Annotated in this window: 18 protein-coding genes; all 18 read left to right on the top strand. The window is 45.1% G+C overall.

Going from position 1 to position 15,050, the window contains the following annotated elements; all coding sequences use genetic code 11:
- Positions 1-33 precede the first annotated feature (33 nt).
- The 18 genes from WFI24_RS26230 to proS all read left to right on the top strand — a co-directional run bounded on the left by WFI24_RS26230 (position 34) and on the right by proS (position 15,038).
- Positions 34-495, top strand: a complete 462-nt coding sequence (locus tag WFI24_RS26230; protein ID WP_145318865.1) for a chemotaxis protein CheW — start codon at positions 34-36, stop codon at positions 493-495.
- A 10-nt stretch (positions 496-505) separates the two neighbouring features.
- The gene (locus WFI24_RS26225; RefSeq protein ID WP_139331862.1) at positions 506-1,126 is read left to right on the top strand and encodes a chemotaxis protein CheC; all 621 of its coding nucleotides are present in this window, start codon (positions 506-508) and stop codon (positions 1,124-1,126) included.
- Positions 1,119-1,616, top strand: coding sequence for a chemotaxis protein CheD (locus WFI24_RS26220; protein ID WP_145318862.1), 498 nt, complete (start codon positions 1,119-1,121; stop codon positions 1,614-1,616). Before WFI24_RS26225 ends, WFI24_RS26220 begins: the two co-directional genes overlap by 8 nt.
- Positions 1,617-1,620: 4 nt before the next feature.
- Positions 1,621-2,064 (top strand): hypothetical protein, encoded by a 444-nt coding sequence (locus WFI24_RS26215; protein WP_336764922.1) that lies wholly within the window; start codon positions 1,621-1,623, stop codon positions 2,062-2,064.
- A gap of 15 nt (positions 2,065-2,079) precedes the next feature.
- The gene (locus WFI24_RS26210; protein WP_145318858.1) at positions 2,080-2,868 is read left to right on the top strand and encodes a FliA/WhiG family RNA polymerase sigma factor; all 789 of its coding nucleotides are present in this window, start codon (positions 2,080-2,082) and stop codon (positions 2,866-2,868) included.
- A 61-nt stretch (positions 2,869-2,929) separates the two neighbouring features.
- A complete protein-coding gene (locus WFI24_RS26205) occupies positions 2,930-4,339 on the top strand; it encodes a DUF342 domain-containing protein (RefSeq protein WP_336764921.1) in 1,410 nt (469 codons plus the stop codon).
- 52 nt (positions 4,340-4,391) lie between these two features.
- Entirely contained in the window at positions 4,392-4,706 is a 315-nt protein-coding gene (locus WFI24_RS26200; RefSeq protein WP_336764920.1) for a hypothetical protein, read from the top strand.
- Between the two features lie 64 nt (positions 4,707-4,770).
- Positions 4,771-5,355: a hypothetical protein gene (locus WFI24_RS26195; RefSeq protein WP_336764919.1), complete on the top strand. Its 585-nt coding sequence runs from the start codon at positions 4,771-4,773 to the stop codon at positions 5,353-5,355.
- 3 nt (positions 5,356-5,358) lie between these two features.
- Positions 5,359-5,985, top strand: coding sequence for a hypothetical protein (locus WFI24_RS26190; protein WP_336764918.1), 627 nt, complete (start codon positions 5,359-5,361; stop codon positions 5,983-5,985).
- A 296-nt stretch (positions 5,986-6,281) separates the two neighbouring features.
- The gene (rpsB, locus tag WFI24_RS26185; RefSeq protein ID WP_017689155.1) at positions 6,282-6,980 is read left to right on the top strand and encodes a 30S ribosomal protein S2; all 699 of its coding nucleotides are present in this window, start codon (positions 6,282-6,284) and stop codon (positions 6,978-6,980) included.
- A gap of 115 nt (positions 6,981-7,095) precedes the next feature.
- The gene (gene tsf / locus WFI24_RS26180; RefSeq protein WP_062833819.1) at positions 7,096-7,746 is read left to right on the top strand and encodes a translation elongation factor Ts; all 651 of its coding nucleotides are present in this window, start codon (positions 7,096-7,098) and stop codon (positions 7,744-7,746) included.
- Between the two features lie 231 nt (positions 7,747-7,977).
- Positions 7,978-8,706 (top strand): UMP kinase, encoded by a 729-nt coding sequence (gene pyrH / locus WFI24_RS26175; protein WP_017689153.1) that lies wholly within the window; start codon positions 7,978-7,980, stop codon positions 8,704-8,706.
- Positions 8,706-9,260, top strand: coding sequence for a ribosome recycling factor (gene frr, locus WFI24_RS26170; RefSeq protein ID WP_017689152.1), 555 nt, complete (start codon positions 8,706-8,708; stop codon positions 9,258-9,260). Before pyrH ends, frr begins: the two co-directional genes overlap by 1 nt.
- A gap of 89 nt (positions 9,261-9,349) precedes the next feature.
- A complete protein-coding gene (locus WFI24_RS26165; protein ID WP_017689151.1) occupies positions 9,350-10,117 on the top strand; it encodes an isoprenyl transferase in 768 nt (255 codons plus the stop codon).
- A 16-nt stretch (positions 10,118-10,133) separates the two neighbouring features.
- On the top strand, positions 10,134-10,928 hold the full coding sequence (locus WFI24_RS26160) for a phosphatidate cytidylyltransferase (protein ID WP_145318849.1): 795 nt from the start codon (positions 10,134-10,136) through the stop codon (positions 10,926-10,928).
- Between the two features lie 68 nt (positions 10,929-10,996).
- Positions 10,997-12,136 (top strand): 1-deoxy-D-xylulose-5-phosphate reductoisomerase, encoded by a 1,140-nt coding sequence (locus WFI24_RS26155; RefSeq protein ID WP_336764917.1) that lies wholly within the window; start codon positions 10,997-10,999, stop codon positions 12,134-12,136.
- Positions 12,137-12,249: 113 nt separating this feature from the next.
- On the top strand, positions 12,250-13,521 hold the full coding sequence (gene rseP, locus WFI24_RS26150; RefSeq protein ID WP_336764916.1) for an RIP metalloprotease RseP: 1,272 nt from the start codon (positions 12,250-12,252) through the stop codon (positions 13,519-13,521).
- A 62-nt stretch (positions 13,522-13,583) separates the two neighbouring features.
- Positions 13,584-15,038 (top strand): proline--tRNA ligase, encoded by a 1,455-nt coding sequence (gene proS, locus WFI24_RS26145; protein ID WP_145318843.1) that lies wholly within the window; start codon positions 13,584-13,586, stop codon positions 15,036-15,038.
- Positions 15,039-15,050: the final 12 nt, after the last annotated feature.

The following is a 15,050-nucleotide window of genomic DNA, read 5'->3' as shown; positions in this document are numbered from 1 at the left end:
CTAAGTCTTACATTTAATAGGGAGGTTTTTTACATGGAAGAAGAGTTGAAAGTCATCGTCTTTAAATTGGGTTCCGAAGAGTATGGTATTGAGGTAGACAAGGTTCAGACGATCGAGCGCATGATGCCAATTACCCGTGTTCCCAAAACACTTTCTTTTGTAAAAGGAGTAATTAATCTACGCGGTGTTGTAATTCCGGTCATTGATTTACGCGGTCGTTTCTCCCTTCCGGAATCGGAGTACACGGATCAGACTCGTATTGTTATCGTAGGTGTAGATGACATGCAAGTTGGCTTTATCGTAGATTCTGCCAATGATGTTATTGATATCAAGAGCAGTGCCATCGATAGCCCACCAGAAGTGGTTGGCGGCGTCAAAGCTAGATACCTGCGTGGTGTGGCCAAATTGGAGGATTCACGCTTGCTGATCATGCTCAACTTGAACGAAGTATTAAACAAAAGCGAGATTGTACAGCTGGAAAGTGTTGAGGGCTAGTACCGTGGAGATGTTCAACCGATTTGAGGTATTCCAGATGGATGTGCTCAAAGAGGTCGGTAACATTGGAGCAGGCAACGCCGCAACGGCGTTGTCTCAACTCCTCAACAGACCGATTGACATGGGTGTACCTACAGTACAAATGCTCCCTTTTGAAGAAGTCGCTGAAAAAGTGGGCGGAGATGAACGCATCGTTGTTACCGTATTTCTTCGTGTAGAAGGGGAAGCACCGGGAAATCTTTTCTTTATGATGACCCCCGAGGCTGCTAAAATGTTGTTGAATAGACTTGCCGGGTTTGATCTGAAAGAAGGACTTGCTTTCACGGATATGGAGCAATCAGCGCTTTCCGAAATTGGAAATATCTTGGCTGGCTCATATCTTTCTTCTCTGGCAGATTTCACGAAGTTGTCCATGTACCCAACCGTTCCTGGACTTGCCATTGATATGGCAGGTGCCATTTTGAGCTATGGCTTGCTGCAATTTGGCGAGATGGGTGATGATGCATTGTTGATTGACACCTCTTTCTTTGAAGGTGAAGATCAGGTTGAAGGTCAGTTTTTCCTGATTCCGGATCCACCATCATTTGCAAAGATATTTGAATCGCTAGGGGTGCCACTGAGCCATGATTGAGGACAAAAGCGTCGTTAAAGTCGGTATGGCGGATTTAAACATCGCTCATCTTCCTGGTGTAATCCGTACAACTGGCTTGGGCTCGTGTGTGGGATTAACAATGTATGACCCACATTTGAAGCTGGCTGGAATGGCGCATGTTATGCTTCCTACTTCAGAGATTGCCCGAGAAGGGAAACTGAACACAGCCAAATATGCGGATACGGCGTTGCCTGAGCTTTTGGAAAGAATGATAAAACTAGGCGCTTCTCACTCACGTATCGTTTCTAAAATGGCCGGAGGCTCTCAGATGTTTGCCTTTGCTGGTGCCGGGGATACGATGCGGATTGGCCCAAGAAACGCAGATTCTTGTCGAGAGTGGCTGCAGAAACTCAAGATCCCACTTCTGGCAGAAGATACGGGTGGTAATTACGGACGAACGATTGAAATGGATTGTGAAACTGGACTTTTGACTATTCGCAGTGTCCAAATGGGTGTAAAGGAACTATAAGACTATGATAGGAAACTACCGCATTAATCTTGGAGCAGGCATCGTTGGATTTATTCTTACTTTTTTTGTAGCATTCAGCAGCAATGTGTTGATGACCAGTTTAATTCGCGGATTGATTGGATTCGTAGCCTGGTTTGTCCTTGCATATGGCTTACGCTGGGGATTGGGATTGTTATTGAACCCTCAGGCCGAGGGAAATGGGTATGGTTATGATTCACCAAGTGCTCAAGATCAAAGAGGTTCACAGGTGGACATCAAACTCGAAGATGATGGACAAGAGCTGAATGACTTGCTCAAGAGTGGACAGAACGCCTCCTCTGGGGATAATATTCCGCCATCTGAGACGAAAGCTCCAACGGGATTCGCCCCTTTGGATCCGCCTAAACTTGTCCGGACCAAGGATCCGGAGGAATTGGCGCAGGCCGTTCGTCACCTGACAGACAAATAAGGAGGGTGAAAGCAATTGAACGAGCGTAAAGCTTCACATTTGAACCATTCTGATCTATGGGAAAAGTGGAAAGAACATGGAGATCTTGAAGCCAAGAAAAATTTGATTGAAAAGTATCTCCATATTGTAAATTATGTGTCAGGTCGCCTGGCTGTCGGTCTGCCCAAAAATGTTCCCAAAGATGATTTGGAGAGTAATGGAGTTATGGGGTTGATTGATGCATTGGAGAAGTTCGACTATGAACGTGGTCTGCAATTTGAAACCTATGCTTCATGGAGGGTCCGCGGAGCTATACTTGACGGTCTGCGTCAAGGTGATTGGGTTCCGCGTTCTGTTAGGGAGAAGGCCAAGCGGATTGAGGACGCCTACCAACAGCTGGAACAAAGCTATCTCAGATCCGTTAGTGATGAGGAAATGAGTCAGTATCTGGATGTGTCGACCAAAGATTTTCAACATATGCTTCAGGAAGTGGCAGTCATGTCACTATGCTCATTGGAAGACCCGATTCGTGAAGAAGAGTCTGAGACACGTCTGTCTTTGATGGTAGATGAGAAAGCCAAAAATCCGGATTATAAAGTGAATGAGTTTTATTTGAAGGAAGCATTGGTGCAAGGGCTTGACAAGTTGACGGTAAAAGAGCGAACAGTCGTTTCACTCTTGTATTACGAAGATCTGTCTCTTAGTGAAATTGCGGAGGTTATGTCTCTTTCTCCGTCTCGTATATCCCAGTTACATTCCAAGGCAATATTACGACTACGTGGCACGTTGGACAAACAGAAAGATTTGTTGATGCGTAAGGATTAATAGAGAAAAGGAATACATTGGAGTTTGGGGAGTGGAAAGTCTAAAAGGAGGAAGAATTGCGGTGACACAGCGGACTGCTTTGGAACAATGTTTAAACATTGTTTTATCGGACGACAAATGCACAGCCTACCTTGAATTTTCCAAAGAGGAAGAAGGCTTTGCCTGCACGATTGATGAACTTGAACAATTTGTGGCCAACAAGGGCATCAAACAAGGTGTTTTGCGAGAAGCATTATTACTTTTGGTGAGTAACCCTGAAATCTATTTGAAAGATAAATATAAGATTGCCGAAGGTGTCGCTCCCATTCAAGGAACAGATGGCTTCATCAAGGTCCTGGTAGGGATGGACGATACGAATGAACGGCGACCGCTCGAATCGGAAGATGGAACTGTCGATTACAAAGAAGTGACCCGGTTAAACAATGTGCGTAGTGGTCAGATCATTGCAGAGCGAATTGCTCCTGTCGATGGCATACCAGGCAGGGCAGTAACAGGTGAGGAAATTCCTTATCGTCCTGGTAAAGAAGCTCGGTTTAAAGTTGGGAAAAACGTAGTGATTAACCCGGATGGATCGGCTATGTATGCAGCGTTGGATGGCCTGGTTACTAAAACAGACGGTAACAAACTAAATGTATTTCCAGTTTTTGAGGTTAATGGAGACGTTGACTATAATAATGGCAATATCGACTTTGTAGGTACGGTTGTCATACGAGGAAACGTACTTACCGGATTCAAAGTAAAAGCAGCAGGTGATATTCGTGTCGTCGGAGGTGTCGAAGGAGCGGAACTGGAAGCAGGCGGCTCAATCGAAATTACCGGTGGCATTATTGGTTATAACAAAGGACTGGTACAAGCAGGCCATAATGTTAAATGTACGTTTATTCAAGAAGGCAATGTGGATGCCGGTGAAGATGTTCTGGTTTCCCAAAGCATTATGCATTCCAATATTCGTGCTGGCCATGGTGTCATCTGTGCAGGAACCAAAGGTCTTATCGTTGGAGGATCAATCCAGGCTGGTCAGAACGTCTCAGCGCGTGTTGTAGGCAACAGTATGTCCACGGTCACAGCTATTGAAGTTGGTGTGCTACCGAGGCTCCGTAACGAACTTAATGATCTGCGCAAGGAAGTCAGAGAGCAGATGGATTCCTTGGACAAAACGAAGAAAGCTCTGACATTGCTGGATCAGTTAGCTGCCGCAGGACAATTAACTCCGGATAAGATGTCGATGCGAATCAAGCTAAGTGCTACGCAGAAATCTGCTCTTCGTGTAAGTGAAGAAACGAAAATGCGCATCTTTGAAATTGAGAAGGCACTTGAAGATACAGGCAAGGCTCGTGTTGATATTCTTAAGATGATTTTTGGAGGCTCTAAAATAGTTATCGGCAGATACACGAAATTTATTAAAGATCCAGTCAGTCGAATTTCATTTTATTATCACGATGGCGATATTACGATGGTTCCATACGTTTAAGTACAGCATTCAGGCACATGAAGAAATCCATTCGAAACCGTGAGGTGAGCGTATGAGTTTCAAAGCAGTGGAGTTGCAGATTGCGGTACCACGAACAAGCGAGGCGGGACGCTATCAAAGTGAAGCCCAGCAAAGACCGATTACGGATCAGAATCTTTTGGCAGAGCAAACGTCTAAGGAAGCAAATGAAGCAAGGCAACGTAGTGAAGCAATGGATGAAACTTCACAAACTTCGGTGCGTGATGGTCATAAGAATGATGGAAATCAGCAGAGTGGCTCCGGTGTACAGGAAACGGTTCAAGATCAGGAAAACGTCAAACCTGCCGAGCACCCCTATAAAGGAAAACACATTGATCTGTCTCTGTAATAGATGATTGGATGGACATGCCGTTTAACGCACCGATGGTTGAATCAGAAGGAGAGAACCGAATTTGTCACCATGGATCATTATTGTCATATTAGGGGCCTGCGCCATTGCCTACGCATATATCATGCCCCGGAAAAACAAGGCGCAGGAGCCAGGGCATCAACTGGTGCAAGAGATGGAATCTACGCTTGAACATTACATGACAGAAATTGAAAATGATAATGATGCTCTCATTCGGCGTGTAGCTGAATTGAAAGGAGAAGCGACAGCAGCCGATCAACGTATGCAATCGCAACTTCAGGAATTACAGCAGCGGTTGGATCAGCTGGAACAGAGCAAAATGAACGAACCCGTTGCATCACCAGTTCAACATCCAGGTAATATGCCGGTACAAGCTTCCGGAGGATTGCAAGCACAAGCGCTGGTGAAAAGTGTGCAAGCAGAGGCAGCCCAGCAGGCGCAAGAGGCAGACCTTCAGAGTAGCAAGACAGAATCAGTTCCTCAACGTGAATCGATTAAAGTTCGATATGCGGAACTTTTTAGTTTACATGCAGAGGGTAAGTCAATGGATGCCATCTCCAAGCAAACAGGCATTCAACGTGGGGAAGTACAATTAATACTGCAACTTGCCGAACGGGAGGAGAGCTGAGTCATGGACAAGCGATCCTTATGGATTGGATTGGGGAGCGGTATGATCATTGGAGCAGTTTTGCTTCAACTGGCAACAGTGGGACAGAATGCACTATCGGATAGTAACCTTGACCCCGAGAAGACCGCCAATATGACCAAAGAACAACTTGAAACAGCCGCGAGAAGTCTGGACATGAAGTTGATAGATTCTGAGGAGGAACTTTACACAGAAGCAGAGTGGGTGGAGAAGAAAAAACAGGAGAGCAGTGAAATGCAGGGAGATACAGCAACCGCGCCTGAGACAGCAACCACTACAGAAACACCTGCCGAACCTGAGAAGCCAGATGAGCCTTCTACAAGTGAAAGTGAAGAGCAGAAAGATATAACTGAGCCGAAGACCACTGAACCTGCAACGCCGAGTAATCCGAAAGGCGCGACAGTTTCATTCAAAGTACGTTCAGGCAATAGTCTGGCAATCGTTGCAGGAAACCTGAAAACAGCTGGAATCGTTGATGATGCTCAAGCGTTCATCAAGGCTGGTAAGGTTGAGCGAATCAACACCAAAATTCAAGTAGGTACCTATGCACTTGAAAAAGGTGAAAGTTTCAAATCCATTATCGCAAAAATTACGAAAGAACCGTCAAGCTGAGCGTGCTCGGACAGGACGGTTTTTGTGTATTTAATCGTGTTTTTTGAAAGCTTCATTAATAAATAGTTATGAGTACCAGAACACGGTTGAATTGCTCCGTTAGAAGCAAAAAGTATAAAAGAGATTTTAGTTTCAAAGACTGTTGCATCAGGCAGTCAGTTATGCTATATTAGATAACGGTGTTAAAACACACGCATGTGCTAATTTTGTTGAGGGTGCTTTCCTTATGGAGAGTCTTGGCGAAAAATGATGCCGGCGGAGGACACAATAAAAACCATATTAGGAGGTGTGTGAAGATGGCAGTAATCTCCATGAAGCAGCTTCTCGAAGCTGGGGTACACTTCGGTCACCAAACTCGTCGTTGGAACCCAAAAATGGATCGTTATATCTTCACTGAAAGAAACGGAATTTACATCATCGATTTGCAAAAAACGGTGAAAAAAGTCGAAGAGGCTTACAACTTCGTTAAAGGAATCGCAGGAGAGAATGGTAAAATTCTTTTCGTGGGTACTAAGAAACAAGCTCAAGATTCCGTTAAAGAAGAAGCTGAACGTGCTGGTCAATTCTACATTAACCAACGCTGGCTCGGCGGTACCCTGACTAACTTCCAAACGATTCAAAAACGTATTGATCGTTTGAAACAATTGGAAGCTTGGGAAGAAGACGGTACATTCGCTGTATTGCCTAAAAAAGAAGTAATCTTGCTTCGCAAAGAAAAAGATCGTCTTGAGAAATTCTTGGGCGGTATTAAAAATATGAAAGGCCTGCCAAGCGCCCTGTTCATCATCGATCCACGCAAAGAGCGTATCGCTGTTGCGGAAGCTCGCAAATTGGGTATCCCAATTGTAGGTATCGTTGATACTAACTGCGATCCGGACGAGATCGATTATGTTATTCCGGGTAATGACGACGCGATCCGCGCTGTTAAATTGCTGACAGGTAAAATGGCTGATGCTGTAATCGAAGCTAACCAAGGCGAAGAAACTTCCGCTTAATAGATTCGAACATATGCAACAAACTAAATGAAAAGGGTGGTTGGCAGGTGGATAACCTCTCACTGCCCTTTTTTTAGAGTGTACGTACAATACTTAATTTTGGAGGGAATTTATAATGGCAGTTAATGCGAGTGCGGTAAAAGAACTTCGCGAAAGAACGGGCGCTGGTATGCTCGATTGCAAAAAAGCACTGGAAGAAGCAAACGGTGATGTAACGAAAGCAGCTGAATTGTTGCGTGAGAAAGGTCTTTCTGCAGCAGCAAGCAAAGCGGGCCGTGCAGCAACTGAAGGCGTTGTAGAATCTTACATCCACGCTGGTGGACGTATTGGCGTTCTGGTTGAAGTTAACTGTGAAACAGACTTCGTTGGTAAAACAGATCAATTTAAGGATTTCGTTAAAGATGTAGCTATGCAAATCGCTGCAGCTAACCCTAAATTCGTTACACGCGAAGAAGTTCCTACAGAAGAGCTGGAAAAAGAAAAAGAAATTCTGAAAGCTCAAGCTCTTAACGAAGGCAAACCAGAGAAAATCATTGAAAAAATGGTTGAAGGCCGTATCGGTAAATACTACGAAGAATACTGCCTGATGGAACAAACTTTCGTTAAAGATCCAGACAAAACGATTTCCCAATTGTTGAATGAAAAAATCAGCCAAATCGGTGAAAACATCTCCATCCGTCGTTTCGTTCGTTACGAACTGGGTGAAGGTCTTGAGAAAAAAGTAGACAACTTCGTAGAAGAAGTAATGTCCCAAGTAAACAAATAAGACGGTTTTCTAAACCGGCAAGCAAGATTGATTTTCGAAGATATAAGAATGATGAAACTTCGAAGCGTAAACTCCCTTATATCTCAGGAAAACATTGCCTTACCGGTTGAACGTTTTTCCTAAAAGAGCGGAACACAACTGTGTTCCTTTCTTTTTAAGCAGGAGGCCATGCGCGAGAAGTTTTGTTGGTTGAACACCGAGCGTGTTCAATTCAAAGTGGAGGGTGAATAATTGGAACAGCCAGTATTTAAACGTGTTGTCTTAAAGGTCAGCGGAGAGTCTCTTTCCGGTCAAAACGGCTACGGTATTGATGCAGACACGATCTCGTCGATTGCCCAACAGGTAAAAGAGGTTGTTGCACTTGGTGTACAGGTTGCTATTGTATGTGGCGGCGGAAACATCTGGCGTGGAATAGCTGGTAGCGAAAACGGCATCGATCGTGCAACTGCCGATTATATGGGTATGCTGGCGACGGTAATGAACTCGCTGGCACTGCAGGATGCTTTGGAACAGATTGAAGTACCTACACGTGTACAGACATCTATTGCAATGCAGCAAATTGCAGAGCCTTATATTCGTCGTAGAGCTATTCGTCATCTGGAGAAAGGCCGGGTCGTTATTTTTGCAGCAGGTACAGGTAACCCGTTCTTTTCCACTGATACAACAGCAGCACTACGCGCAGCGGAGATTGAAGCAGAAGTTATCTTGATGGCCAAGAATAAAGTCGATGGTGTATACTCAGCAGATCCGTTTAAGGACAGTACAGCTGTGAAATTTGATCAGTTGACTTACATGGATATTCTTAACAAAGACCTTGGTGTAATGGATTCGACGGCATCCTCGCTTTGTAAGGACAACAACATCCCGTTGATCGTATTTGCCATTACGGAACAAGGTAACATCAAACGTGTTGTTCTGGGCGAACGTATCGGAACAATCGTTAAAGGGAGTGTAGATTAATGCCACAAGCGGTTAAACAACATGCCGAAGAGCGTATGGAAAAAGCAATTCAAGCATTGCGTCGTGACCTGGCTACTTTGCGTGCAGGCCGTGCAACTCCAGCTCTTTTGGACCGAATTCAGGTAGAGTATTATGGAGCAATGACGCCATTGAACCAACTAGCTAATATCAGTACTCCGGATTCCCGTACACTGATGATTCAGCCGTGGGACAAATCTTCCATGGGTGATATCGAGCGTGCCATCATGAAATCGGACCTGGGTCTTACTCCAGCGAATGATGGTAGCATGATCCGTCTGTCTATTCCGGCATTGACGGAAGAACGCAGAGCGGAACTTGTGAAGCTGACGAAGAAGTTCGGTGAAGAAGGTAAAGTAGCGATTCGTAACATTCGCCGTGACGCGAATGATGACATCAAGAAAATGGAGAAGTCAGACATTTCCGAGGATGAATCCCGGAGACATCAGGACGATATCCAAAAATCGACCGACAAGTTTATTGCTGAAGTCGATAAGGTACTTGCTGCCAAAGAAAAAGAAATCATGGAAGTGTAAGACAAGCGCAGCCCCTCCAATACGGTGGGGTTTTGTCTCTTTTTCCAAGCTTCAGATAAAGAAACTTCAGGGATTTTGGAGGAACAGGAATGATCAAACGGGTTCGGTCGTGGTGGAATGGGGCTGACAAGCAGGAAACGCTGACTATATCCGAGGACAATATCCCGCAGCACGTCGCCATCATCATGGACGGCAATGGACGATGGGCCAAACGTTTGGGACTCCCGCGTATAGCCGGACACCAAAATGGCATGAAGGCGGTCAAACGTGCGACCATCGCGGCGGATGAACTGGGCATCAAATATCTGACGATGTACGCTTTTTCGACAGAAAACTGGACGCGTCCAAAAGAAGAAGTGGATTTTCTGATGCGACTTCCGCAAGAATTTCTGGCCATTGAGCTGGATGAACTTATAGAAAAAAATGTGCGCATTCGCATGATGGGCCAAGAAGAACATTTACCTTCTCATACCATCAATGCCTTGCGGGAAGCCATTCGTCTTACGGAACATAATACTGGTCTCGTTTTGAACTTTGCAATGAATTATGGAAGTCGTCGAGAAATGACAGACTGTGTTAAACAGATCGCTCTGCAGGTGAAATCGGGGGAACTATCGGCAGAGGACATAACACCTGAACTCATTGATAGACATATGTTGACGGTTGACATGCCTGATCCGGATCTGCTAATCCGGACGAGTGGGGAGTTGAGATTGAGTAACTTCATGCTCTGGCAACTTGCATATAGTGAATTATGGTTTACGGATATATACTGGCCCGAATTTGGCAAAAAGCATTTGCTTGAAGCAGTAGCCGAATATCAGCGCAGAACAAGGCGTTACGGCGGTTTGAAATAGATGGAGGATGAAGCCGTTGAAACAGCGATTAACGACAGGAATCATAGCAGGTGTGTTGTTTTTAGGTTTTTGCATGCTGGGCGGACCCTGGTACCATGGTTTGGTATTGCTTATGGCTCTCATCGGTTATTATGAATTTGTAAAAATGACCGGGGTGATGCCTTTTTCAGGTGTGGCCCTGATTGGGTATGCGGGTGTTTTTGCCATAGTGTTTCCTTGGGAAATGCTTTGGGAAGCAAGACCGCTATCCTTATTTCAGGTCATCTGGATTGTAATGCTTGTACTAATGACAGCTTCGGTTGTCACTAAGAATAAGGTTCCCGTGAATACAGTAGCCATGCTTTTCCTTGGCGTACTGTATATAGGGATTGGTTTCTATTACATTGCAGAATCCAGACACCTGCATCATGGATTGTTCTGGACGTTCCTCTTGCTTGGCTCTATATGGGCAAGTGATGCAGGGGCTTATTTTGTAGGGAAATGGATTGGTAAAAACAAACTGTGGCCTTCCATCAGTCCAAACAAGACTGTAGAGGGTGCATTGGGTGGCATAGTGATTGCAATTATAACTTCTGTTGTTTTTGCATTAGTGTCAGATGGTTTGCTTTCTTGGCAGAGAGCGATCGTGATCGGAATTGCCTGCGCAGTTGTAGGACAGATGGGCGACTTGGTCCAGTCTGCTTACAAACGTGTATATAATATCAAGGATTCAGGCAGTCTTCTCCCGGGGCATGGCGGCATTCTTGATCGGTGCGACAGCTGGATTGTTGTTTTTCCATTCGTACATATACTAATGCTACTGCCCTACTAAAAAAGAACATGGTCTGAGATAACAGCATTGTTCACTGTAGCATTGGATAATAAAAGATGAGGTGCAGCATGAAAAAAATTGCGATTCTCGGGTCGACTGGTTCCATTGGAACTCAGACACTTGATGTAGTAGATATGCATCCAGAACTTTTTCAAGTGGAGGGATTGGCTGCCGGAGGCAATACAGACCTGCTGATTGAGCAAACCAAACGTTACCGACCGAAGAAAGTATCGGTGGGATCCAAAGAATTGGCAGAGAAGGTAGCTCCACATTTGCCTGCAGGAACGCAACTGTTTTACGGCAACGAGGGACTCGTAGAAGTTGCAGCAGGAACCGATGCGCATACGGTTGTTACAGCGGTAGTGGGGAGTGTTGGATTGGAGTCAACGCTTGCTGCCATAGACGCAGGCAAACAGATTGGACTGGCTAATAAGGAAACATTGGTTACGGCGGGGCATATTGTCACTACAAGAGCGTCTGCCAAAGGAGTCTCTTTACTGCCCGTTGATAGTGAGCACTCTGCTATATTCCAATGTTTAAATGGTGAAAACAGAGAGCGCCTGACAGGCATTACGCTCACGGCTTCAGGTGGATCATTTCGTGATCTTACCCGTGAACAGTTGAAAAACGTTACTATAGAGGATGCGCTCAAGCATCCAAATTGGTCAATGGGCTCCAAAATCACGATAGATTCCGCAACGATGGTGAACAAAGGACTTGAGGTCATTGAAGCACACTGGTTATTTGGTCTTCAATATGATCAGATTAACGTATTGCTTCACCCGGAGAGTGTTATTCATTCGTATGTGGAATTTGATGATACCAGCATCATCGCTCAACTAGGGAATCCAGATATGCGAGTTCCTATTCAATATGCACTGACTTACCCTGACCGTCTGCCATCACCAGCTGAGCGTTTGTCTCTTGCTCAGGCGGGAAAATTACATTTCCGTGAGATGGATATGGAACGCTTCCCATGTTTAAGAATGGCTTATGAGTGTGGTAAAATGGGAGGAACCGCAACAACGGCGTTTAATGCTGCCAACGAGGTTGCTGTAGCCCGTTTCTTGCGTAAAGAGATTTCGTTCCTTAAAATAGAAGATATTATTGCTTCTGTGCTGGAAGCGCACCACAATGTGGACGAGCCTGACATGCAGGAGATCGCCCAATGTGATCTGGAGAGCCGTAAGCTTGCATCCAGTCTGTAATCTCTTTTTTCATAACAAAATGGAAGAAGTGATTCTCTTGTGCGACATCAGAGAATAATGATAATCTAGAGGGACAGACTGCGGTATGTGCCGTGAAGGAGGATGGATAGGGATTGGAAACCATACAAGTGGTATTTCTAACGGTGCTCATGTTCTTTGTCATCGTGACGGTTCATGAATGGGGGCATTATTACTTTGCCAAACGCGCCGGTATTCTTGTACGGGAATTTGCGATCGGTTTTGGTCCCAAATTGTTCTCATATAAAAGAAACGAGACCCAGTTTACATTGCGTTTGTTGCCTTTTGGCGGATATGCACGGATGGCAGGGGAAGACCCGGAACTGGTAGAGATCCAGGAAGGTCAGACCATTGTGGTAAGATCTGCAGACGACCAGGTGAAAATGATTTATCTGGATCAGTTGGATAACCGTAAAAATGTAATACGTGGTGAAGTCATCTCCATTGATATGGAGAGGGCCCTGAAGCTTCAACTGGATGTAGATGGTGAGATTCAGGAGTATCGCATACATCCTCAAGCCATGTTGGTGAGTCGTGGCAAACAAACACAGATTGCACCGAAAGATCGCCAATTCGGCAGCAAAACCGTTGGGCAGCGAGCATTGGCTATTTTTGCGGGACCCCTGATGAACTTTATCTTGGCCTTTGTGCTGTTTGCTGTATATGCACAGATGGCAGGAGTTCCGGTGGAAAACCCGAAAAATCTTGAGATTGGTGAAGTGCTTGAAGGTGGGGCAGCCGATCAGGCGAACCTGCAAAAGGGTGATATTATTGAAACCATCAATGGTACTGCTATTGGTACGGATTCACAAAAAATGGTGACAATGATTGCTGATTCCAAAGACAAGCCGATGGAGTGGACGCTGCGACGAGGCAGTGAAACGTTTAATATTACGATTACTCCACGTACCGTAGAAGGACAAGAGGGCGGGAAAGTGGGAATTGTGCCTACGTTACCTACCCGATCTGTTGGATTTGTAGAAACATTTACAGTATCCGGCGTAGCAATGGTTGATACAACCAAAGTGATATTTGAAGGTTTCAAACATTTAATCAATCAATTTAACATGGACGATATTGGTGGTCCGGTTCGTACATTTGAAGTGACAGGACAGATTGCAAAACAAGGAATTGAGCAGTTAACGAGATGGGCAGCCATTTTGAGTCTGTATCTTGGAATTTTCAACCTGTTGCCAATACCTGCACTTGACGGTAGCCGTCTTGTATTTTTGGGGATTGAAGCGCTGAGAGGCAGACCTGTTGATCCAAATCGCGAAGGCATGGTACATTTCATCGGATTTGCGATGTTGTTTGTCTTGATGCTGGCAGTAACATACAATGATATCTTACGTTTAATTAACGGATAATTACGGTTGGACTATGATCTGAGCATTCAGAGCTAGTCGTTATGGGAGGACGCTGGAGTCTTATGTCAAAGGAAAATGATAAACAATTCGTGACTGAAATTACACCACAGGGTGAGGATTTCTCGCGCTGGTATATTGATGTTATCAAAAAAGCGGATCTCATGGATTATGCACCCGTACGCGGTTGTATTGTGTTCAAACCAGACGGATTTGAAATCTGGGAGCATATCAAAGATGAGTTAGATCGTCGTTTCCGGGAAACGGGTCATCGCAATGCGTATTTCCCAATGTTCATCCCTGAGAGTTTCTTCCAAAAGGAAAAAGAGCATGTGGAAGGCTTTAACCCTGAACTACCATGGGTTACGGAAGCTGGCGGAGAGAAGCTGGAAGAACGTCTGGCGATCCGTCCTACATCTGAAACGATTATTGGTCACATGTATTCCAAGTGGATTCAGTCTTATCGGGATCTACCGGTACTGATCAATCAGTGGGCTAACGTGGTCCGTTGGGAAAAAAGAACGTTGCCTTTCCTTCGCACAAGTGAGTTCCTGTGGCAAGAAGGTCACACTGCACATGAGACTGAAGAAGAAGCGCGTGAAGAAACGATGAAAATGCTTGAAATTTATCGTGAAGTGGTTGAAGAGTATTTGGCTATCCCTGTAATTGTGGGTCAGAAAACCAAATCCGAGAAGTTTGCGGGTGCAGTGGATACGTACTCGATCGAAGCCATGATGAAAGATGGACGTGCTGTACAAGCAGGTACATCACACTACATGGGAACGAACTTCGCAAAAGCATTTGAAATTCAGTATCTTAGCCGAAACAATGTGCTGGAACTGGCTTACACCACTTCATGGGGGGTAAGCACACGTTTGATTGGTGCGTTAATTATGGTTCACGGAGATGACCGTGGTCTCGTGCTTCCGCCAAAAGTAGCACCGACGCAAGTGGTTATGATTCCAATTGGACCTCCGAAAACGCGTGATGCTGTTGTTGGACGTGCAGATGAGTTGTTCACTGAGTTGAAAAAAGCTGGCGTCCGTGTGAAAATGGATGACCGCAGCGATGTTCGCCCAGGTTGGAAATTCAATGAATACGAGATGCGCGGTGTTCCGATCCGTCTGGAAATCGGTCCACGTGATATGGAAAATGGCGTTTGTGTGCTCGTATCACGCATCACAGGTGAGAAGAAAGTGGTAGAACAAGCGAACTTGGTAGAAGAAATTCAGTCTATGTTGACACAGATACAGGTAGATATGCTGGAACGTGCTCGGACATTTATGTCGGATAACTTCTACTCTGTGGATACACTTGATGAGATGAAAGAACTAATGGAAAATAAACGCGGGTTTACACTGGCTGGCTGGTGCGGTTCAGAAACTTGCGAAGATAAAGTAAGAGAAGTTACAGGTGCAACAAGCCGGAACATCCCGTTCCAGCCTGCGGAAGAAAAGCATACGTGCCTGGCTTGTGGTGAACAGGCAAAACACACGGTTGTGTTTGCAAGAGCGTATTAAGTCAGGTTAACT

The sequence above is a fragment of the Paenibacillus sp. USHLN196 genome (genome assembly GCF_037144955.1).
Classification (GTDB): Bacteria; Bacillota; Bacilli; order Paenibacillales; family Paenibacillaceae; genus Paenibacillus; species Paenibacillus xylanexedens_C.
The sequence above is the reverse complement of the archived record's forward strand: the minus strand, read 5'-3'. Positions and strand labels throughout refer to the sequence as shown.

Coding starts and splice junctions, on each gene's coding strand:
- proS (WP_145318843.1), top strand. CDS start 13,584: ATGTCAAAGGAAAATGATAAACAATTCGTGACTGAAATTACACCACAG.
- WFI24_RS26225 (WP_139331862.1), top strand. CDS start 506: ATGTTCAACCGATTTGAGGTATTCCAGATGGATGTGCTCAAAGAGGTC.
- WFI24_RS26190 (WP_336764918.1), top strand. CDS start 5,359: ATGGACAAGCGATCCTTATGGATTGGATTGGGGAGCGGTATGATCATT.
- frr (WP_017689152.1), top strand. CDS start 8,706: ATGCCACAAGCGGTTAAACAACATGCCGAAGAGCGTATGGAAAAAGCA.
- tsf (WP_062833819.1), top strand. CDS start 7,096: ATGGCAGTTAATGCGAGTGCGGTAAAAGAACTTCGCGAAAGAACGGGC.
- WFI24_RS26155 (WP_336764917.1), top strand. CDS start 10,997: ATGAAAAAAATTGCGATTCTCGGGTCGACTGGTTCCATTGGAACTCAG.
- rpsB (WP_017689155.1), top strand. CDS start 6,282: ATGGCAGTAATCTCCATGAAGCAGCTTCTCGAAGCTGGGGTACACTTC.
- WFI24_RS26165 (WP_017689151.1), top strand. CDS start 9,350: ATGATCAAACGGGTTCGGTCGTGGTGGAATGGGGCTGACAAGCAGGAA.
- WFI24_RS26220 (WP_145318862.1), top strand. CDS start 1,119: ATGATTGAGGACAAAAGCGTCGTTAAAGTCGGTATGGCGGATTTAAAC.
- WFI24_RS26215 (WP_336764922.1), top strand. CDS start 1,621: ATGATAGGAAACTACCGCATTAATCTTGGAGCAGGCATCGTTGGATTT.
- WFI24_RS26230 (WP_145318865.1), top strand. CDS start 34: ATGGAAGAAGAGTTGAAAGTCATCGTCTTTAAATTGGGTTCCGAAGAG.
- WFI24_RS26200 (WP_336764920.1), top strand. CDS start 4,392: ATGAGTTTCAAAGCAGTGGAGTTGCAGATTGCGGTACCACGAACAAGC.